The 20820-nt window shown below is 72.1% G+C and carries 14 protein-coding genes; 4 read left to right on the top strand and 10 right to left on the bottom strand.

Annotated features, from left to right (window positions below; all coding sequences use genetic code 11):
* Positions 1 to 182 (bottom strand): hypothetical protein (locus E1300_RS03975; RefSeq protein ID WP_207399464.1); only part of this gene is annotated, 182 nt, incomplete at its 3' end.
* A gap of 234 nt (positions 183 to 416) precedes the next feature.
* Between E1300_RS03975 and guaA the strand changes: the two genes are divergently transcribed.
* Complete coding sequence (gene guaA / locus E1300_RS03980; RefSeq protein WP_131755496.1) at positions 417 to 1991, top strand: glutamine-hydrolyzing GMP synthase; 1575 nt, start codon at positions 417 to 419, stop codon at positions 1989 to 1991.
* Between the two features lie 55 nt (positions 1992 to 2046).
* Here the strand turns inward: guaA and ahpD are convergent, their stop codons facing one another.
* From ahpD to E1300_RS04000, 4 genes are all read right to left on the bottom strand, one after another.
* Complete coding sequence (ahpD, locus tag E1300_RS03985; protein ID WP_131755497.1) at positions 2047 to 2589, bottom strand: alkylhydroperoxidase, AhpD family; 543 nt, start codon at positions 2587 to 2589, stop codon at positions 2047 to 2049.
* 75 nt (positions 2590 to 2664) lie between these two features.
* A complete protein-coding gene (locus E1300_RS03990) occupies positions 2665 to 3216 on the bottom strand; it encodes a peroxiredoxin (RefSeq protein ID WP_131755498.1) in 552 nt (183 codons plus the stop codon).
* A 291-nt stretch (positions 3217 to 3507) separates the two neighbouring features.
* Complete coding sequence (locus E1300_RS03995; protein ID WP_131755499.1) at positions 3508 to 5103, bottom strand: recombinase family protein; 1596 nt, start codon at positions 5101 to 5103, stop codon at positions 3508 to 3510.
* A 120-nt stretch (positions 5104 to 5223) separates the two neighbouring features.
* The gene (locus tag E1300_RS04000) at positions 5224 to 6072 is read right to left on the bottom strand and encodes an LLM class F420-dependent oxidoreductase (RefSeq protein WP_207399465.1); all 849 of its coding nucleotides are present in this window, start codon (positions 6070 to 6072) and stop codon (positions 5224 to 5226) included.
* Between the two features lie 250 nt (positions 6073 to 6322).
* Between E1300_RS04000 and E1300_RS04005 the strand changes: the two genes are divergently transcribed.
* The 3 genes from E1300_RS04005 (at position 6323) to E1300_RS04015 (ending at position 14550) form a co-directional block, all read left to right on the top strand.
* Complete coding sequence (locus tag E1300_RS04005; protein ID WP_242618928.1) at positions 6323 to 7222, top strand: hydrogen peroxide-inducible genes activator; 900 nt, start codon at positions 6323 to 6325, stop codon at positions 7220 to 7222.
* A 213-nt stretch (positions 7223 to 7435) separates the two neighbouring features.
* Positions 7436 to 10978: a bifunctional glycosyltransferase/CDP-glycerol:glycerophosphate glycerophosphotransferase gene (locus E1300_RS04010; RefSeq protein WP_131755500.1), complete on the top strand. Its 3543-nt coding sequence runs from the start codon at positions 7436 to 7438 to the stop codon at positions 10976 to 10978.
* A gap of 14 nt (positions 10979 to 10992) precedes the next feature.
* Positions 10993 to 14550, top strand: a complete 3558-nt coding sequence (locus tag E1300_RS04015; RefSeq protein WP_131755501.1) for a bifunctional glycosyltransferase/CDP-glycerol:glycerophosphate glycerophosphotransferase — start codon at positions 10993 to 10995, stop codon at positions 14548 to 14550.
* Positions 14551 to 14580: 30 nt separating this feature from the next.
* Here E1300_RS04015 and E1300_RS04020 read toward each other — a convergent pair whose 3' ends face one another.
* From E1300_RS04020 to E1300_RS04045, 5 genes are all read right to left on the bottom strand, one after another.
* On the bottom strand, positions 14581 to 15282 hold the full coding sequence (locus tag E1300_RS04020; protein ID WP_165502666.1) for a class I SAM-dependent methyltransferase: 702 nt from the start codon (positions 15280 to 15282) through the stop codon (positions 14581 to 14583).
* Positions 15283 to 15406: 124 nt separating this feature from the next.
* Positions 15407 to 16396, bottom strand: coding sequence for an SRPBCC family protein (locus E1300_RS51270; protein ID WP_207399466.1), 990 nt, complete (start codon positions 16394 to 16396; stop codon positions 15407 to 15409).
* Between the two features lie 182 nt (positions 16397 to 16578).
* A complete protein-coding gene (locus tag E1300_RS04035; protein ID WP_131755503.1) occupies positions 16579 to 17436 on the bottom strand; it encodes an FAD binding domain-containing protein in 858 nt (285 codons plus the stop codon).
* Positions 17433 to 19874, bottom strand: coding sequence for a xanthine dehydrogenase family protein molybdopterin-binding subunit (locus E1300_RS04040; RefSeq protein WP_131755504.1), 2442 nt, complete (start codon positions 19872 to 19874; stop codon positions 17433 to 17435). The genes E1300_RS04035 and E1300_RS04040 overlap by 4 nt, the downstream gene beginning before the upstream one ends.
* A complete protein-coding gene (locus tag E1300_RS04045; RefSeq protein ID WP_131755505.1) occupies positions 19871 to 20383 on the bottom strand; it encodes a (2Fe-2S)-binding protein in 513 nt (170 codons plus the stop codon). The genes E1300_RS04040 and E1300_RS04045 overlap by 4 nt, the downstream gene beginning before the upstream one ends.
* Between the last annotated feature and the right edge of the window lie 437 nt (positions 20384 to 20820).

Consider the following 20820-nt stretch of genomic DNA (forward strand, 5'->3'; position numbering starts at 1 on the left):
GTCCGCGCGTCCAGTGTCCGGGTCGGGCTGGGCGCCTGGCGGCGGGCGTCCGGCGTCGTCGCGCCGTGGGGCAGGTTCGTCACGACCAGCGCGGCGGCCCCGCCCGGGACGGCCGGACCGGCGGAAGCGGCCGGCGCGGCGGGTACGAGCGCGGCGATCAGGGCGGCGGCGAGCAGCTTCACGGCACTCCTAGGCGGGACGTTCGAACGCGGACGGAAACGAACTGAACACAGGGCGTTATCAAGAGGTATCAGAGTGAAGTCCTGCTGCGCGTGTGATCAAGGTAAATGCTTGCCGACCGTTATCGACCTGTTTCGCTAAGTGACGCCCCGGTTCGGGGTGCGCGCGTCGGCGCAGGCAGGGGCCCGTAGACTGGGGGTCCTTCCGCCGAATCCCGTCATGCCCTGCGAAAGGCGTTGTTGGTGGCCGCAGACCAGTCCTTTGACACCGTTCTCGTCGTCGACTTCGGCGCGCAGTACGCGCAGCTCATCGCGCGGCGCGTCCGCGAGTGCCACGTGTTCAGCGAGATCGTGCCGTCCACCATGCCCGCCGCGGAGATGCTCGCCAAGAGGCCGAAGGCCATCATCCTGTCCGGCGGCCCGTCCTCGGTGTACGAGGAGGGCGCCCCGATCGCCCCCGACGGGCTGTTCGACCTCGGCGTCCCGACGTTCGGCATCTGCTACGGCCACCAGGTGATGGCCCAGGCCCTCGGCGGGACGGTCGAGAACTCCGACGTCGCCGAGTACGGCGGTGCCACCGTCGCGGTGACCGCGCCCGGCATGCTGTTCGCCGGGCTGCCGCACGAGCAGGCGGTGTGGATGTCGCACCGCGACTTCGTCAGCAGCGCCCCCGCGGGCTTCACCGTCACCGCCAGCACCGACGTGACGCCCGTCGCCGGCATGGAGGACCGCGAGCGCGGCTTCTTCGGCGTCCAGTTCCACCCCGAGGTCCTCCACACCGAGCACGGCATGGAGATCCTCCGGCGGTTCCTCTACGAGGGCGCCGGCTGCCGTCCCAACTGGACGATGGTCAACATCGCGGACGAGTCGATCGAGGCCGTCCGCGAGCAGGTCGGCGGCAAGCGCGCGATCTGCGCCCTGTCCGGCGGCGTGGATTCCGCCGTCGCCGCCGCGCTCGTCCAGCGCGCCATCGGCGACCAGCTCACCTGCGTCTTCGTCGACCACGGGCTGCTGCGCAAGGGCGAGGCCGAGCAGGTCGAGAAGGACTTCGTCGCCGTCACCGGCGTCAACCTCCACGTCGTGGACGCGCAGGACCGCTTCCTCGCCGCCCTCGACGGCGTCACCGACCCCGAGGACAAGCGCAAGATCATCGGCCGCGAGTTCATCCGCGTCTTCGAGGAGGCCGCCCGGGAGATCGCCGGTGAGCAGGCCGCGGAGCCGGTCGAGTTCCTCGTCCAGGGCACCCTCTATCCGGACGTCGTCGAGTCCGGCGGCGGCACCGGCGCGGCCAACATCAAGTCCCACCACAACGTCGGCGGCCTCCCCGAGGACCTCCGCTTCGCGCTGGTCGAACCGCTCCGCACCCTCTTCAAGGACGAGGTCCGCGCGCTCGGCGAGCAGATCGGCCTGCCCCCCGAGATCGTCTGGCGGCAGCCGTTCCCCGGCCCCGGCCTCGGCATCCGCATCATCGGCGCCGTCACCCGCGAGCGCCTCGACATCCTCCGCGAGGCCGACGCGATCGCCCGCGAGGAGCTGACCCGCGCGGGCCTCGACCGCGACATCTGGCAGTTCCCGGTCGTCCTCCTCGCCGACGTCCGCTCGGTCGGCGTGCAGGGCGACGGCCGCACCTACGGCCACCCGATCGTCCTGCGCCCCGTCACCAGCGAGGACGCCATGACCGCCGACTGGGCCCGCCTCCCGTACGAGCTGCTCCAGCGCATCTCGACCCGCATCACCAACGAGGTCCGCGAGGTCAACCGCGTCGCCCTGGACATCACCTCGAAGCCCCCGGGCACCATCGAGTGGGAATGACCCCAGACACGCCGAAGGGCCCGGACGCACTGCGTCCGGGCCCTTCCGGTTCCCGTCAGACGGTCGCGGGAGCCAGCGCAGCCTCCGCGTCCAGCGTCGCCGCCGTCGCGTTGACGATCGCGGCCACCCGCAGCGCCTCCTGGACGAGCTCGCGCGACAGTCCCGCCTCGCGGACGACCTTCTCGTGCGACTCCAGGCACCGGCCGCACCCGTTGATCGCCGACACCGCCAGGCACCACAGCTCGAAGTCGACCTTGTCCACGCCGGGCCTGCCGATGATGCTCATCCGCAGCTTGGCGGGCAGCGTGGCGTACGTCTCGTCGCCGATCAGGTGCGTGGCGCGGTAGTACACGTTGTTCATCGCCATGATCGACGCGGCGCCCTTGGCGGCCTCGAACGCCTCCGCGGACAGGTAGTCGCCCGCCTCCTCGGCCAGCTCGCGGATCACCGTCGTGCTGCGGGTCGCGAGCGCGCAGGCGAGGACCGTCCCCCACAGCTGCTGGTCGGTGAGCTGCGAGGTGGACGTCAGCGAACCGAGGTTCAGCTTGGTGTCCTTGGCGTACCCGGGCAGCGCGCCCTTCAGTGCGTCAACACTCATGATCATGCGTCCTTTCCTGCGGACGGCCGGCCGCGAGGTACCGCGGCCGGCCGCCGTCGTCCGTCCTGCGGGAGGTCAGACGCCGGCCATCAGCTTGGTGGCGTCCAGGGTGCTCTCGCCCTTGTTCCAGTTGCAGGGGCACAGCTCGTCGCTCTGGAGCGCGTCGAGGACCCGCAGGACCTCCTTGACGTTCCGGCCGACGGAGCCCGCCGTCACCATGGAGAACTGGATCTCGTTGTTCGGGTCGACGATGTACGTCGCGCGCTGCGCCACGCCGTCCTCGGTGAGGATGCCGAGCGCGGAGACCAGCTCCCGGTTGAGGTCCGACAGCATCGGGAACGGCAGGTCGCGCAGGTCCGGGTGGTCCTTGCGCCACGCGAAGTGGACGAACTCGTTGTCCACGGACGCGCCGAGCACCTGCGCGTCCCGGTCGGCGAAGTCCTCGTTCAGCCGCCCGAACTCAGCGATCTCCGTCGGACAGATGAAAGTAAAGTCCTTGGGCCAAAAAAAGATGACCTTCCAGCCTTCGTACGTCTTGTGGGTGATTGTCTCGAATGCCTTGTCGGCGTCGAGAGAGACGCAGGCGGTCAGCTCGAATTCGGGGAACTGGTCTCCGACGGTAAGCACAGTGCTCCCTCTGCTGGTCTGGATCGTGTGAGCGCCGCCTGAGGCGGCGGGATGCGTTCGATGTTGCCGCAACTCTCCGTGCCGGGCCAATCACTTCGACACCTCAGTCCGATAGGAACCGCTTATCAGTCGCGGCAACGCCGCGCTGTCCAGGCGATCGGTCCGCGATGGACGGGTGAAACGCGGCCGCGTGATGAGGAAGATCACACCGAACTCGGCCCTGGCCTGCTGAAACGGGTGAACGGGGAGTATCCGAAGCAACTCGTCCGCAACGAGAACGGAACTACCCTTCTACTGCCACACGATCTCGATGAGCTCCGGTTTGAACGGCTGCCGTCCCCTGCCCTGGGGATGGACGACGGCGGCCCGGATGCTCCGCTTGAGATGCTGCTTCTTCTCGGCGATCGTGTAGTCCTGCCATTGTCTCAGCAGCGTGGGGTACTCGGTTCTGCGCTTCACCTTGGACGCCTGGAGCGCGCGCCGTTCATCGCTCAGCCTCAGCCGCTCGCTTTCCAGTTCCTCGATGAGGTCCAGCGCGAGGGAGAGCGGGATGCGTTCGGCCTTTCGGCGCTCATTGATGGCGTCCATCTCCTTCTCGATCGCCGTCAGGCGCTCGACGTGTACCGACTCGACGACCAGGGATGCGACGACCGGCTCGTCGAGGGAGCGGCGGACCTCGTCAAGGAATTCCGTTTCGACGAGAGCCTCGACGAGAGGGCCGACCCGGCTCACGCCGCCGCAGCCACCGAGGCTGCTGAGGCATGCGTACCGGTACCCGTAGCGCTCGAACGAGGGGCTGGCCTTGCTGTACCAGTTGGCGGTGAGGGGGAACATGCATCTGCCGCAGCGGGCGACGCCGGCGAGCAAGTACTTCTCGGAGGTGTCGTGCGGTTCGGCGAGTCCGTCCCTGCGCTCCTTCTTGCGCTCCGCGATCGTCCTGACGCAGGCCGCCCACTCCTCGGGGGTGACGATCGGTTCCCATGGCCCGCGTACCGGCTCGCCGTCCCTGTAGACGACGTGGTCGGGCATCCACGGTCTGGTCTTGCGGTTCCGGCGCTCGGATTGAGGCAGGTGTGTCATATACCCGCAATTGCGTGGATTCGCCAGGATTGCTTCGACTGTGGAGTGCTCGAAGGGCATGTCCCGTTCGCCGTGTCTCTCCTTACCCTTCCTTGTCTGCCGCTTCTTGTGGCCCAGGGTGAACCACTCCCTGCGAACGGTTCCGACCTTTTTCCCGCCGGGCACAGCACGGATCGCGGACGCCAGATGTGCGGCCTCTTCGGGATGGAGGCTGAGCCGGTCGTCCGCCCAGCCGAACGGACGCGGGGTGCCGCCCATGATGCCGCGTTCCGCCAAGCGCTTCCGCTTACGGGCGACTCGTCGGCCGGCATTGGCGGCCTCAATGCCGGCCATGGTGGCCTGCATCGTGAACATGGCACGACCCTCCTGCGTGGAGAGGTCGACACTTCCGCTCAGCGAGAGTCCGACCAGTGTCGGGTTCATCTGGTACAGGCGGTTGACGCGGGCAGCGTCGTACTCCTGCCGAGCGAGACGGTCGGAATGGTAGAAGAGGATGCCTCGGAGCATCTCCGTCTGGAGGTCTACGAGCATCCGCTCGAAGCCGTCCCGGACGGTGAACGGGTCGGTCGCCGACGTGTCGTTGTCGTCATAGACCTCGGCTACGGTCCAGCCCAGTTCGGCGGCCAGCCCTTCCAACTCCTCCCGCTGCGCACTCACCTCCTCCCCGATCTCGCGCCAGGGTGCCGCTCTGGATCGCATGCCCTTGTCTTCTGAGATGCGAAGATACAATCCGACCGTTATTCCTCGAATGGTACTCGCTGAGGAGATCGGCGACAGGGCTTCGGGTGATGTGTCGTGGGGGGACATGATTCGGACGCTAGCAGCCGGACGAATCCGGTTGGCTCCAAATGCAGGAAAGGCGCGCGCCACTTAGTCGAATCTGTATGGATTCGTCTTGATATGACCTACGAGTGTAGGTGCAGATGGTTACTCGGGGTTTTGCCATCTGGGGGCTAGCGGGGCCCATTTGTCTAGTTGGGTTAGGAGGTCTGGCTCGGTTCCGGATGGTAGGAGGAGTAGGCAGCGGTCTATGCCGGCGTTGGCTAGTGTGTCCAGGGTTCGGGTGTCCGGTGGGGTGTTGAACACCGTGATCGGGAGCGCTGCTCGGCCCGCGTCGGCGGCGCGTTGGCGTAGTGTCTGGGCGCGTTTGCTCAGCTGGTCGGCGTCGGCTAGTCCTTCGCACTGGGGCAGCCAGCCGTCGCCGAATGCCAGGACGCGGTCTTCCGTGCCCGGGCCGTTGCCTGCGACGAGGACCGGTGGGTGCGGTCGCTGGAGTGGCTTGGGCCACGACCAGATCGGCTCGAAGTCGACGTGGTCTCCGTGGAACTCGGCTTCGTCGGTGGTCCAGATCTGGCGCATCGCCAGCACGCGTTCGGCGAGCAGGGCCATCCGGGTGCGGGGGTCGGTGCCGTGGTTGGCCAGTTCCTCGCGGTTCCAGCCCGCGCCGACGCCGAACACGAAGCGGCCGCCCGACAGGCGGTCGAGGCAGGCGACCTCCTTGGCCGTGATGATCGGGTCCCGTTGCGTCACCAGGCACACTCCGGTGCCGAGTGTGAGGGTGCGGGTGGCCGCGGCGACCGCCGACAGCGCCACGAATGGGTCGTAGGTTTCGGCGTAGCCCCGGGTGGAGGTTCCGTCCCTCCGCCGGCTGCGCACGGGGATGTGCGTGTGTTCGGGGAAGAAGAGGGACTCGAATCCGCGTTCCTCGACCGCGCGGCCGAGCGCGGGAGGTTCCATGCCGTAGGTGCCGGCGAAGGTGGTTAAGCCAATGTCCACGGCGACACCCTAGAGAAGCGGGTTCCTGGCCACAAAGGGTTTTTGTCCGATCCGATACGGGGCGTTGAGGTCCTGTGGACGGCGGGACGTCCGGCGCCGCGCACGGACGCCGAGTGAGGGTGCGGAACGTCACTGGTGCCCAGGGGGTTCGTGGGGCTCTTGTGGGGACTTGACCAGGTAACTTTCTCTGAGGGTCGGCGGGGTGTTCGGGGGGTCCTGGGTGAGCGGCGGGCGGCCTTCGGTTGCTCAGTTGCGGGCGTTCGTGGCGCTTGCCGAGCATCTGCACTTCCGGGACGCGGCGGCGGCGCTGCGGATGAGCCAGCCGGCGCTGTCGGGGGCGGTGGCGGCGCTGGAGGAGACGCTCGGCGCGCGGCTCGTGGAGCGGACGACGCGGAGGGTGCTGCTGACGCCGGCGGGGGAGCGGGTCGCGCGGCGGGCGGAGGCCGTGCTGGCGGAGCTCGACCGGATGGTCGAGGAGGTCAGGGCGGTGCGGGGGCCGCTGGTGGGGCCGCTCAGGGTGGGGGTGATCCCGACCGTGGCGCCGTATCTGCTGCCGGTGGTGCTGCCGAGGCTCGCCGAGGAGTTCCCGGATCTGGACCTGTCGGTGCGCGAGGAGCAGACGGAGCACATCGTCGCGGAGTTGCTCGCGGGACGGCTGGACGTGGTGCTGCTGGCGCTGCCCGTCCGGGTTCCGGGGGTGACGGAGGTGCCGCTGTATGACGAGGACTTCGTGCTGGTGACACCGTCCTCGCTGAAGCTGGACGAGCCCGTGCCGCGGGCGGCGCTCCGGGAGCTGGACGTCATCCTGCTGAACGAGGGGCACTGCCTGCGCGACCAGGCCTTGGAGGTGTGCCGCGAGGTGGGGGCCGGGGCGACGGCCACGACGTACGCGACGAGCCTGGCGACGCTGGTCCAGCTCGTGGCCGGGGGGCTGGGCGCCACGCTGGTCCCGGAGACCGCGCTGCCGGTGGAGACGCGGCGGGCGCCGGATCTCGCGCCGCGCCGGTTCGCGCCGCCGGCGCCGTCGCGGCGGGTCGGGCTCGCGTTCCGGACGGCGTCGCCGCGCGCGGGCGAGTTCGAGGCGCTGGCCGGGTGCATCCGCGCCGCGGTCGGCCCGCTGCTTTCCGAGCCGGGCGTCCGTTCCGCGTGAGAATGCGCGGGCGTTCGCCGAAGGGGCGCCGGGGGCGCAAGGTCAGCGCGCGGTAAACGCGGGCCAGGGCGGGTCAAGTCTGCGTCAGGTGACGGACTGGCAATCGCGATGCGGTTACCCGTCGTGGCGTTCGGTCACCATTCTCTGTGGGGCGAGGTTTCCGTCGGACCGCTCTCCGGGGCGGCACTTCGCGCGACCGTTCTGGAGGCCGGATTGTCCCCGAAGCTCAGCGTTGTCGTCCCGTTCCACAACACCGAGGAGTACCTCCGGGAATGCCTGGAGTCGCTGGCCGGGCAGTCCTTCCGCGACCTGGAAGTGATCATGGTGGACGACGGGTCCACCGACAACGGCGCGGTGATCGCCAAGGAGCTGTGCGAGCGCGACGAGCGCTTCCGGCTGGTGGTGCGGGAGAACGAGGGGCCCGGGCCGGCGCGCAACGCGGGGGTGCGGCAGGCGAGCGGCGAGTACCTGGCCTTCGCGGACGCGGACGACACGGTCGACCGGGAGGCGTACGCGCGGCTGGTCGGGTCGCTGGAGCGGACGGGGTCCGACATCGCGTGCGGGAACGTCGAGCGGTTCGACGGCGACCGGACGTGGCAGTCGGTGCTGCACGAGGGCGTGTTCGCCGAGGCGCGCCCGAAGACGCACGTGTCGCGGTACGCGCTGCTCATCCGGGACCGGACGCCGTGGAACAAGGTGTACCGGCGGGAGTTCTGGAAGCGCGCGGAGCTGGAATTCCCGGCGGGTTTCTACGAGGATCCGCCGGTGACGGCGAAGGCGCACGCGATGGCCGGGTCCGTGGACGTTCTGAGTGACACGGTCTATTACTGGCGGAAGCGTCCCGGGTCCATCACGGAGGACCGTTACGCATGGGACAACATCTCCCAGCGCATCAATTCCGCGAAGGTGGTCAGGGACGGGCTGGCCGACTACGCGCCGAATCTGCTGGCCGCCTATGACGAGCACGTCCTGGTGGACGTGGAGTTGCGGGTGCTGCTGGAGGCCCTGCCGAGGACGGACGACGCGCGCCGCGAGGAGCTCCTCGGGATGGGCGCGGACCTCGCGGAGGGGCTGAACGCCCGTGTGCTGAAGCGGCTTCCGGCGTTGCAGCGGCTGCAACTGCATCTGCTGTGCCGGCGGATGCTCCCGGAGCTGCTGGAGGTGCTGCGGTTCGTCCAGTTGGGGATGCCGGTGCAGACGCCTCGGGTGCGGCGGGGGCTGCGGTCCCGCTGGTACGCGGAGTACCCGTTCTTCGAGGACGAGGAGCGGGGCGTCCCGTCGCACGTGTACGACGTGACGGAGGAGCTGACGCCGGTCGCGGCGATCGACCGGGTGGAGTGGGCGGACGACGGGCGGCTCCGCATCGAGGGGCACGCCTACATCCGGCATCTGGACTCCTCCACCGAGGACGGGTCGCGGATCCGGGTGTGGCTGCTGGCGTCGAACCGGCGGGGCCTGATGCGGGTGCCGGTCCGGCGGGTGCGGCGGCCGGACGTGACGGCGCGGTCGCGGCAGCCGGTGGTGTCCTACGACTGGTCGGGGTTCGTCGCGGAGCTGGACCCGTCCGCGCTGAAGATCTTCGGGCGGTGGCGGGACGTCGACTGGATCCCGTGCGTGGAGATCGTGAACCGGGGGGTGCGGCGGCGCCGGACGTTCGGCAACCCGAACCTGACCAACCGGCAGTGGCCCGCCGAGCGGGAGTGCGCGCCGGGCGTGCTCGTGCAGGGCGTCGCGGGCAAGCGGCGGTTCGTGCTCCAGGTGCGGCGGACGGCGGCGGCGGTCACGGGCTGCGGGCTGGACGGCGACGAGGTGTGGCTGGAGGGCTGGTGCCGGGCGCCGCTGGGTACGGAGCCGCAGGTCACGGCGACGCCGCGGGTCGGCAGGGCGACGGTGACCGGGCCGGTCGAGCCGGCGCCGGCGCCGCAGGCCGTGGAGGCGCCGGCGGCGTCCCGGACGGTCGGGTACGCGGCCGGGGAGATCGCGAACGCGCTGGCGAGCGGCGGTGACACGGTCGTCTTCCGGGCGCGGCTGCCGGTGGCGGCGCTGGCGCGCCGCGAGGGCGACTGGGAGGTGGCGCTGCCCGGCGGGGTCAGGCCGCATCTGGAGGAGGACGCGGCGGGCGCGCTGTTCCCGATCCCCGGCGGGCAGCTGGAGATCGCCCGGACGCGCCGCAGCACGCTGCGGATCGTGGTGCGGGGGCGATCGCCGGTGGTGGACGAGGTCCGCTGGTCGCCGGACGGGACGCTGCGGCTGTCGGGGGCGTGCCCCGACGCGGCGGGGCGCCCGGCGGCGCTGGTGCTGCGGCGCCGGAGGTCCAGCGAGGAGCACACGGTCCCGCTGCGCTGGGACGGCGACCGGTTCACCGCGTCGTTCGCGCCGTCGCGGATGCCGGTGCTGGGGATGGCGCGGCCGCTCGTCGCGGGGCGGTGGGACGTGCTGGCGCCGCTCGGCGGGCGGGAGCACCCGGTCGTGGTGCGCCGCCATTCGCTGCGGGACCTGCCGGAGCCGCAGGAGACCGGCCTGCACCGGGTCGGTGTGCGGGTGCGGCTGACCGACCAGCTCGTCCTGCGGGTGGAGACGGCGCTGGACGACGACGAGCGCGGCCCGTACGCGCAGAGCAGGCTCCGCTCGGGGCACTACCGGCGGCACCTGAACCTGCCGGTCCGCGAGATGGCCGTGTTCGACGCGTACAAGGGCCGCCAGTACTCGTGCAACCCGCGGGGCGTCTACGACGAGCTGCGCCGCCGCGGGACGGAGCTGGACTGCGTCTGGGTGACCGACAACGGCCAGTTCGGCAGGCCGGCGGGGGCCCGGACGGTCCTCGCGGGCACGCGGGAGCACTACGAGGCCCTGGCCCGCGCCCGGTACCTGTTCGGCAACTGGACGCAGCAGCGGTGGTTCGCCAAGCGCGAGGACCAGACGTACGTGCAGTGCTGGCACGGGACGCCGCTGAAGAAGCTCGGCTACGACGTCAAGGCGATGCCGTACAAGCGCACCGAGGGCCACAACTGGATGGAGCACGACGTCCCGCAGTGGGACGTGCTGCTGGCGCAGAACGCGTTCTCGGTGCCGCTGTTCCGGCGGGCGTTCGGCTACGAGGGGGAGATCCTCGAAAGCGGGTATCCGCGCAACGACGTCCTGAACAGCCCGCACCGGGACGAGATCGCGGCGGCGGTGCGGCGGCGGCTCGGCATCCCGAAGGGCAAGAAGGTCGTCCTGTACGCGCCGACCTGGCGGGACGACTTCCATCTCGCGATCGGCAAGCGCGCGTTCCGGCTGGAGTTCGACGTGGAGCGGTTCCGGGCGGAGCTCGGCCGCGACCACGTGCTGCTGCTGCGCACCCACTACCTGGTGACGGACCGCCCGGCGTGGCGGCCGGGGGACTGCGTGATGGACGTGTCCGTCTACCCGGACATCTCCGAGCTGTACCTGATCAGCGACATGCTCGTCACCGACTACTCGTCGGCCATGTTCGACTTCGCGGTCACCGGCCGGCCGATGCTGTTCTACACCTACGACCTGGAGCGCTACCGCGACCACGTCCGCGGCTTCTACTTCGACTTCGAGGCCGAGGCGCCCGGGCCGCTGCTCGCCACCTCGCGCGAGGTCGTCGAGGCGCTGCGCGAGCCGGCGGCGCTGGAGTCCGGGTACCGCGCGGCGCGCGCCGCGTTCACCGCCAAGTACTGCCCGCACGACGACGGCCTGGCCGCCTCCCGCGTCCTCGACCGCGTCCTCCAGGGCACCACCGAATCCTGAAACGAGGCCCGTCCGTGCCGCCCAAGATCAGCGTCGTCGTCCCGTTCCACGACGTCGAGGAGCATCTCCCCGAGTGCCTGGAGTCGCTCGCCCGGCAGACGCTCCGCGACCTCGAAGTGATCATGGTGGACGACGGGTCGGCGGACGGCGGCGCCGTCGTCGCGAAGGAGTACGCCGGCCGCGACCCGCGGTTCGTGCTCGTCCAGCGGGAGAACGAGGGGCCCGGCCCGGCGCGCAACGCCGGGATCGAGCGGGCCGCCGGCCGCTACCTCGCCTTCTGCGACGGCGACGACGCGCTGCCGCCCTACGCCTACGAGCTGATGGTCGGCACGCTGGAGTCGACCGGGTCCGACCTCGTCGGCGGCAACGTGCTGCGCCTGGACGGCGGGCGGGTCTGGCAGTCGTGGCTGCACACCGAGGCGTACGCGCGGACGGTGAAGGCCACGCACATCACCCGCCACCCCGTCCTGCTCCAGGACCGCACCGTCTGGAACAAGGTGTACCGGCGGGCGTTCTGGGACGCGCACCGGTTCGAGTTCCCCGCGATGCTGTACGAGGACCCGCCGGTGAGCGTGGCCGCGCACGTCCTCGCGTCCGCGGTGGACGTGCTCGACACGACCGTGTACTTCTGGCGGCGGCGGCCGGGCTCGATCACGCAGAGCCGGTACGAGATGGCCAACATCACCGACCGGATGGCGTCGCTGGAGATGGTGCGGGGGATCCTCGGCGACCACGCGCCCGCGCTGCTGCCCGCCTACGACCGGTACGCGCTGGACCTGGACGTCCGCGCGCTGATCCTCGCGCTGCCGGGCGCGCCGGAGAAGGACCGTGACCGGCTCGCCGAGCTCGGCGCGGGCATCGTCGCGGAGGCCGATCCGTCCGCCGTCGCCGGGCTGGAGGCGGTCAAGCGGCTGGAGACGCACCTGCTCGGCGCGGGGAGGCTGCCCGAGCTGCTGGAGGTGCTCCGGTTCGAGGAGGACGGGCTGCACGACGTCCCGGTCGTGGGGCGCGGCAGGTTCCGGCAGCGCTGGTACGCCGAGCTGCCCTTCTTCGGCGACCGGTCCAAGGGCGTCCCGGACGAGGTCTACGACGTCACGGACGAGTTCCGGCTGTGGACGGAGGTGGACCGCGTCCGCTGGGACGGCGGGGCCCTCGTCGTCGAGGGGCACGCGCACTTCGACCGGCTGGAGGTCGCCGTCCCGGAGGACTCGCGCATCCGGATCTGGATGCGCGACACCGTCACGGCCCGCGAGGTCCGGCTGCCGGTCGAGCGGATCCGCTGCCCCGAGGCGACGGCCCGGTCGGCGCAGTCGCTGGTCTCCTACGACGGGTCGGGGTTCAGCGTCCGCGTCGAGCAGGACGACCTCCAGACCGCGGACGACTGGCGCACCGCCAACTGGGAGTTCCACGCGGAGGTGACGACGCAGGGCCGCAGGGCGTCGCAGCGGCTCGCCTCCCCGAACCCGGCGGTGAACTGGACGCCCGCCCGCCCGGTCGACGAGCACGTGACCGTCCAGCCCGTCGCCGACGCGGGCGGCGGGTTCGGCGTCCGCGTCAAGCGCGTCAAGGCCATCGTCACCGGGCACCGCCTGGTGGACGGCGCGCTGGAGCTGACCGGCTGGACGCGGCGCGCCCTCGGCGCCGGAGCCGCGATCGTGGCGGCGCGCAGGCACGGCGGCGCGGAGGTCCGCGGCGAGGTGACGCTGCGCCCGGCGACCGGCATGCGGATGGAGAAGGGCACCGGCTTCGACTTCACGGCGACCCTTCCCCTGGACGCGCTGACGTCCTGCCCCGACGGCGACGACCCGGGGCCCTGCGGCGCCCACCTGCGCGACGCGATCGACTGGGACATCCGCCTGACCGGCGCCGGCGGCCCGCTGCGCCTCACCGCCGCCCGCACCCTCCCGGGGGCCCGGTACGCGGTGGGCCGCCGCGAGTTCGCCCTCACCCGCACCGCGTACGGCAACCTCCGCGGCGTCGAGCGCAGCTTCCGGCCGGTCGTGACGTCCGCCGGGTGGACCCCGGACGGGACGCTCACCCTGTCCGGCGACCTCGCCGACCCCGATCACCGCCCGGACCACCTGATCCTCCGGCGCCGCCGCTCGGGCGAGACGTACAACGTGCCGCTGACCTGGGAGGACGAGCGGTTCACCGGCGCGTTCACGCCGGGCGCGATGGCGGCCTTCGACGTGGACGCCCCGCTGCGGACCGGCACCTGGGAGGTTCTCGCCCCGGGCCCCGGCTCGGGCCCCGGCTCCGGCTCCGGCTCGGGGTCCGGCGCGGCCGGGCCGGTGGCGGTCGTCGTCGAACGGGCCGCCATCCCGGCCCTGCCCGAACGCCAGGCCGTCGGCACGCACGAGTTCGAGCTCGGCGTCTACCAGACCGACGCGCTCCAGCTCCGCAGCCGCACCGCGCTCGCCGAGGACGAGCGCGGCCGGTACGCGCAGCGCCTCCTCCGGGAGCGCGAGTACCCCGTCCTGCGGAAGAACGCGCTCGCGGACGTCGTCGTCTTCGACAGCTACGACGCGTCCCAGTACAGCTGCAACCCCCGCGCGATCTACGAGGAGGTCGCGCGCCGCCGCCCCGACCTCGAATGCGTCTGGATCTCCAAGGACGGGCAGTTCACCGTGGAGGGCGACGCCCGGACCGTCCTCGCGGAGACCCGCGAGCACTACCGCGTCCTCGCCAACGCCCGGTACATCGTCACCAACTACGGCCTGCCCGCGTGGTTCGCCAAGCGCGACGGCCAGACCTACATGCAGACCTGGCACGGCACCCCGCTGAAGCGGCTCGCCTACGACCTCAAGGACATGCCGTACCGGCGCACCGAGAAGCTCGACTGGATGGAGCGCGAGGTCCCGCGCTGGGACGTCCTGCTGTCGCCGAACCCGTTCACGACCGGCGTCATGCGCGGCGCGTTCCGCTACGACGGCGAGATCCTGGAGATCGGGTACCCGCGCAACGACGTCCTCAGCGGCCCCGACCACGAGCCGCTCCGGATGCTGACGCGGCGGCGGCTCGGCATCCCCAAGGGCAAGAAGGTCGTCCTCTACGCGCCGACCTGGCGCGACGACCAGCACCACGCGCCCGGACGGCGGGGCTTCTCCCTCCGCCTGGACGTGGAGGCCCTCCGCCGCGCCCTCGGCGACGACCACGTCCTGCTCCTGCGCACCCACTACCTGATCACCGACCGGGACCGTCCCGCCGCCGACGGCTTCACGATCGACGTGTCCCGCTACCCCGACATCGCGGAGCTGTACCTCGCCGCGGACGTCCTCGTCACCGACTACTCGTCCGCCATGTTCGACTTCGCGGTCACCGGCCGGCCGATGCTGTTCTACACCTACGACCTGGAGCGCTACCGCGACCACGTCCGCGGCTTCTACCTCGACTTCGAGGCCGAGGCGCCCGGACCGCTGCTGTCCACGTCCACGGAGGTCGCCGAGGCGCTGCGCTCGATCGACGAGGTCCAGGACGACCACGTCGACGCCTACGACCGCTTCTTCGACACGTACTGCCCGCACGACGACGGGCAGGCGTCCGCGCGCGCGGCCGACCGCCTGCTGAGCTGAGGGACCGCCCGGCCGCCCGGCCGCCCGGGATCACCCCGGGCGGCGGGCGCGGGCGAACAGCCACGTCCCGGACCGGGACGCGAGCGGCAGCCGCCGCTCCAGCGCCGCCGACAGGCGCAGCAGCTCGTTGGCGACCGGATGCAGCGGGGCGAGGTCCTCGCGCCGCACGCTGCGGTGCCGGACCAGCCGCAGCAGCGGCCGCAGCAGCACGCCGCGGCTCCACATCCGCTCCAGCAGCAGGCCCGCCCCCTCGACCAGCTCGACCAGCGCCCGGCGCGTGTACCGGCGGACCCGCCCGACCGCCACGTCGTGCGCGGACCACAGGGCCATGTCGCACGGGACGGAGATCAGCGCCGTCCCGCCCGGCCGCAGCACCCGCGTGATCTCGGCCGCCGCGCGCCCGTCGTCCTCGACGTGCTCCAGGACGTCCATCGCCAGCGCCAGGTCGTACCGCTCGGACGGCAGCGGCAGGTAGCGGGCGTCGCCCTCGTACGCCTCGACGCCCTGCGCGCGCGCCAGCGTCACCGCCGCGGGGTTGAGGTCGATCGCCGTGGCCCGCCACCCGTGGCCGAGCAGCTCACGGGAGTTGCCGCCCGCCCCGGCGCCGATGTCGACGGCGTCCCCCGGCACGCTGAAGCGCAGCAGCTCCCGGGACAGCGCCGCGCGCCGCTCGCGGTACCACCAGTTGCCGTCCTCGATCCGCGCGACCCGCTGGAGCTCGATGCTGTCCACGGTCCAAGCCGACGGCATGGCGGGGCGTCCGGGCCAACGTCATCGCCGACCCATGGGGCCGACGCTGCCCATCATTGACCCGCCCTTGAACCCGTCCCGGAGATCTCCTCGCGGGACGGGCCGGTCAGCGGCCCTTGCGCCCCTTGCGGCGGCGGACCGCGAACCGGACGGCGAGCACCACCGCGACCAGCGCCCCGGCCGCCGGAACCGCCCGCTTGACCAGCGACGGCCCCGCGACCTCCAGCAGATCGATCGCGTCATCCTCCTCCCGCACCGGCCGCACAGCCCGAACCGCCCGCGCCCCCGCGCCGCCCGAGCCCTCACCCGCTGCGCCCGCATCCGTGGCACCCGCGCCCGCGGCGCCCGAGCTCGCAGCGGCCGGGCCTGTGGCGGGCGTGCTCGGCGCGGTCGTGTTCGGAGTGCCCGCGCTCGGAACGTCCGTGGTCGTGTTCTTGGCGGCGGTCGGCGGCTCGGGCTGATCCGCGCCCGATCCGGCCGCGACGGTGTCGGCCGTTCCCGCGATGGGCGTTCCGGTCACCGGGGTGTCCGCCTCGGCGGCGTCCGTGACGGGCGTTTCCGCCACCGGCGTCTGGGACACGGGGGTTTCCGCCACCGGCGTGTCCGCCACCGGGGGGCTCGCCACGGGGGTGTCCGCCTGCGGGGTCCCGGTTCCGGCCTCCAGCTCCTCGGCCAGGGCCTTGGCGAACCGGGCGATGATCTTGGAGCCGACCTCGGACAGGATGTTGCGGCCGAACTGCGCGGGCCGTCCGGTCACGTTGAGCTTGGTGTGGACCCTGACGCGCGTCGTCCCGCCGGCCTCCTCCAGCCGGGCCTGGACGGTCGCGGACGCCGTGCCCGGGCCGCGGGCCTCCTTCGCGGCGGCCTCCAAGGTGACCGTGCGGGACGCCTCGTCCGCCGCGACGATCCGGGCCGTGCCGCGGTAGGTGATGGCCATCGCGCCGACCTTCACCTTCATGCGGCCCGCGTACTCCTCGCCCTCGACCGAGTCGAGGGTCGCACCGGGCATGCAGTGCGCGACGCGCTCCACGTCGAGCAGCACGGCCCACGCCTGGTCCACCGGTACGGGCACGGTGAAATCGTGGTCGAGTTCCATGGTCCGAGTCCTTTCGACCGGGAGCTTGCCCGCGACCTTACGACCGTCTCCGGGGCCGCCGCCAGTCGCCTCCCCCTGGAGCGCGCACCCCGGCGGAAAGCCGCAGGCTGAGCGGGTGCACAGCGCGCTGGACGGCCACGCGGCCGGGCCGGGATGGGCGGCCCGGCCGCGTGGCCCCCCGCCTAGACCGCCGCCGCGGCGGTCAGCGCCCGGGTGGTGAGCACCTTCGCGAGGTGCGTCCGGTACTCCGGCGAGCCGTGCAGATCGCCCGGCGGCTCCGTGCCCTCGGCGGCGTGCGCGCCCGCGGAGCGGAAGGCGTCCTCGGACACGCTCCGGCCCTCGATGAACCGCTCGACCGCGCGGGCCCGGACGGGCCGCGGGCCCATGTTGGTGAGCGCGACCCGGGCGTCCTCGATCGCGCCGCGCTCCCGGCGGACCGCGCACGCGACGCCGACGATCGCCCACGCCTGCGCCGTCCGGTGGAACTTCCAGTAGTGCGAGCCCCAGCCCGGGCCGAGCTTCGGCACCCGGATAGCGGTGAGCAACTCGTCCGGTTCCAGCGCCGAGGTCATCCAGTCGACGAAGAAGTCCGCCGCCGGGATCTCCCGCTCGCCCCGCACGGACCGGGCGACGAGCACCGCGTCCAGCGCCAGCGCGACGGCGGGCAGGTCGCCCGCCGGGTCGGCGTGGGCGAGCGAGCCGCCGAACGTGCCGCGGTGCCGGACGGCGGGGTCCGCCACCGTCGCGGTCGCCTGCGCGATCAGCGGCAGGTGCTCGTTGACGAGGGGGTCGCGCAGCACCTGGTGGTGCGTCGCCATCGCGCCGATGCGGACCGCGTCGCCCTCGTCCCGGATCTCGCGCAGCTCGTCGATCCGGCCGACGTCGACGAGCGCGTCGGGGTAGGCGAGCCGCAGCCGCAGCAGCGGCGTCAGGCTCTGGCCGCCCGCGAGGACCTTCGCGTCCTCGCCCGCGTCGGCGAGCGCCGAGACGGCCTCGTCCACCGAGCCGGGACGCACGTAGGCGAACGTCGCCGAGATCATCGCGCACCTCCCGCCGAGCCGGATCCGCCACCCGCCGGGCCGAGCCCGCCGTCCGCCGAACCGAGCCCGCCGCCCGCTCCGGGTTCGGACTCGTCCGGTTCCTCCTCCGCGCGCAGGGCTCGCCAGACGCGCTCCGGCGTGCACGGCATCGGGACGTCCCGCACGCCGAACGGGCGCAGCGCGTCCACGATCGCGTTGACGACCGCCGGGGTGGACGCGATCGTGCCGGCCTCCCCGACGCCCTTCACGCCGAGCGGGTTGGTCGTCGCGGGCGTCTCGGTGCGGTCGGTGACGAAGACGGGCAGGTCCGCCGCCGACGGGACGAGGTAGTCGGCCATCGTGGTCGTCGTCAGGTTGCCGTCGGCGTCGTACACGGCCTCCTCGTACAGGGCCTGCGCGATGCCCTGCGCGAGCCCGCCGTGCACCTGCCCCTCCACGATCAGCGGGTTGACGACCTTGCCGACGTCGTCCACGGCCACGTACGACCGCAGCGTCACCATGCCGGTCTCGGTGTCGACCTCCGCCGCGCAGAGGTGCGTCCCGTGCGGGAAGGAGAAATTGTCCGGGTCGTGGGTCGCGTCCGAGTCGAGGGACGGTTCGATCCCGTCCGGCAGGTCGTGCGCGGCGAACGCGGCGAGCGCGACCTCCTGGAGCGTCCTGCCCTCGTCCGCGACGCCGCGGACGCTGAACCGCCCGCCGCTGAAGTCGAGGTCCTGCTCGGACGCCTCCAGCAGGTGCGCGGCGACCCGCCGGGCCTTCTCGACGACCTTGTCGCAGGCGGAGTACAGCGCCACCCCGCCCACGGCCAACGACCGCGACCCGTAGGTGTCCATGCCCTTCGGCGACACGGCGGTGTCACCGTGCAGGACCTTCACGTCCTCGAACGGGACGCCGAGCCGGTCCGCGGCGATCTGTGCCCACGCCGTCTCGTGGCCCTGCCCGTGCGCGGACGAGCCCGTGACGACCTCGACCTTCCCGGACGGCAGGATCCGCACCGACGCGTGCTCCCAGCCGCCCGCGCCGTACGACAGCGAGCCCAGCACCCGCGACGGCGCGAGCCCGCACATCTCGGTGAACGTGGACACGCCGATCCCGAGCTGCACCGGGTCGCGGCGCTCGCGCCGGTCGGCCTGCTCGGCGCGCAGCTTGTCGTACTCGAAGAGCTGGAGCGCCTTCTCCGTCGCCGACTCGTAGTCGCCGGAGTCGTAGGTCAGCCCCGCGATCGTCTCGTACGGGAACTCGCCGTGCCCGATCCAGTTGCGGCGCCGCACCTCGATCGGGTCGAGGTCAAGCTCGGCGGCCAGCTCGTCCATCAGCCGCTCGATCGCGTACGTCGCCTCGGGACGTCCCGCGCCCCGGTACGCGTCCGTCGGCGTCTTCGTCGTGAACACGCCCGTGCACGTGAACGACAGCGCGTCCATCTTGTAGATGCCGTTGTACATGAACGCGCCGAGCAGCGGGATGCCCGGCGTGACCAGCATCAGGTAGGCGCCCATGTCGGCGAGCAGGTCCACCTTCAGGCCGCGGATCCGGCCGTCCCGCTCCGCCGCGAGCGTCAGCCGCTGGATCTGGTCGCGCCCGTGGTGGACGGCCATGTTGCCCTCGCTGCGCGTCTCCGTCCACTTCACCGGACGGCCGAGCCGCCGCGCGAGCAGCAGCGCGAGGACCTCCTCCCCGTACACCTGGAGCTTCGACCCGAAACCGCCGCCGACGTCCGGCGCGACGACCCGGATCCGGTGCTCGGGGATCCCGGTGACCGTCGCGAGCATCAGCCGCAGGATGTGCGGGATCTGCGTCGCCGAGTACAGCGTGAACTCGTCGCCCTCCGGCACGCACAGCACCGAGCGCGGCTCCATCGCCGTCGGGATCAGCCGCTGCTGCACGTACCGGCGCTCCAGCACCACCGGCGCGTCCCGCAGCGCCGCGTCGAGGTCGCCGTTCTCGAACACCCACGTGTAGGACGCGTTCGTGCCGAGGTCCGCATGCACGAGGTTGGCGCCCTCGGCCAGCGCCTCCTCCATGTCCACGACCGCGGGAAGCGGCTCGTAGTCGACGTCGATGTCCTCCAGCGCGTCCACGGCCGCGTACCGGTCGCGCGCGACGACGCACGCGACGGGCTCCCCGACGTACCGGACCTCCTCCACCGCCATCGGCGGATGCTCCGGATGCCGCATGTCCTCGGTGACGACCCAGGCGCACGGCAGCGAGCCCTGCTCCTCCGCCAGGTCGGCGCCGCCGAACACCGCGACCACCCCGGGCCGCTCCTTCGCCCGCGCGGTGTCGACCCGCGTGATCCGCGCGTGCGCCTGCGGGCTGCGCAGGAACGCGACGTACAGCGTCCCGGCGGGCGCCATGTTGTCGGTCCACCGCGTCCGGCCGGTGACCAGCCGGGCGTCCTCGACGCGCCGCCGCGGCGCGCCCACCTCCTCGACCGTCATGGCGTCGCCTCCCGCTCCTCCGCCGTCGCGCGCTCCTCCGCCGGGCGCCGCATCTCGCCGGCGGCCCGCCGGACGGCCCGGACGATGTTCTGGTAGCCGGTGCACCGGCACAGGTTGCCCTCCAGCCCGTCCCGGATCTCCGCCTCGGACGGGTCGGCGTTCTCCCGCAGCAGGTCGATCGACGCCATGATCATGCCGGGGGTGCAGTAGCCGCACTGGAGCGCGTGCTCCTCGTGGAACGCCCGCTGCATCGGGTGCTCCGCGCCGCCGGCCCCGAGCCCCTCGACGGTCGTGACGTCGTGCCCGTCCGCCTGGACGGCGAGGACGGAGCAGCTCTTCACGCTCAGCCCGTCCATCAGGACGGTGCAGGCGCCGCAGTTGCCGGTGTCGCAGCCGACCGGGGTACCGACCTTCCCCAGCCGATCGCGCAGGTAGTGGACGAGTAGGAGGCGCGGTTCGACGTCGTCCTCGTACGTCGCACCGTCGACCTCGACACGGATTGGGGGCATGCGTCTCTCCCTGGGACGTCTCGGGGTGGACCGGGAAGGGAACGTCCTCCGGGCGGTGCGCGCTGGTCGGGCCACGTCATCGGGGCCACCTCCGTGGCAGGCGACCTAATGACCGTAATCCGAGGTCGAATCCCGTACCAGCCCTCGCGGCCGACCGATCTGCCCCGGTTCGCGCCACCCGCCGCGGCGCGCCGGGCGGACGGCAACCGCGAACCACAGCCAAGCCCGCGGCGGAGCGCGGACGAGCCCAAGACGCGACAGAGGCGAAGCGCACACGAGCCCAAGACGCGACCGAGGCACGGCGCACGCGAGACAGAGGCGCGGCGCACGCGAGACCGAGTAGCGACAGAGGCAAGACGTGCGCGAGACCGCGACGAGACGTGGGGTGGGCCCGGGCGGCGTTCGTTGTGCGCGCCGTCCACAGATGAACCTTTCTG

Source organism: Actinomadura fibrosa (assembly GCF_900659615.1).
GTDB lineage: Bacteria > Actinomycetota > Actinomycetes > Streptosporangiales > Streptosporangiaceae > Spirillospora > Spirillospora fibrosa.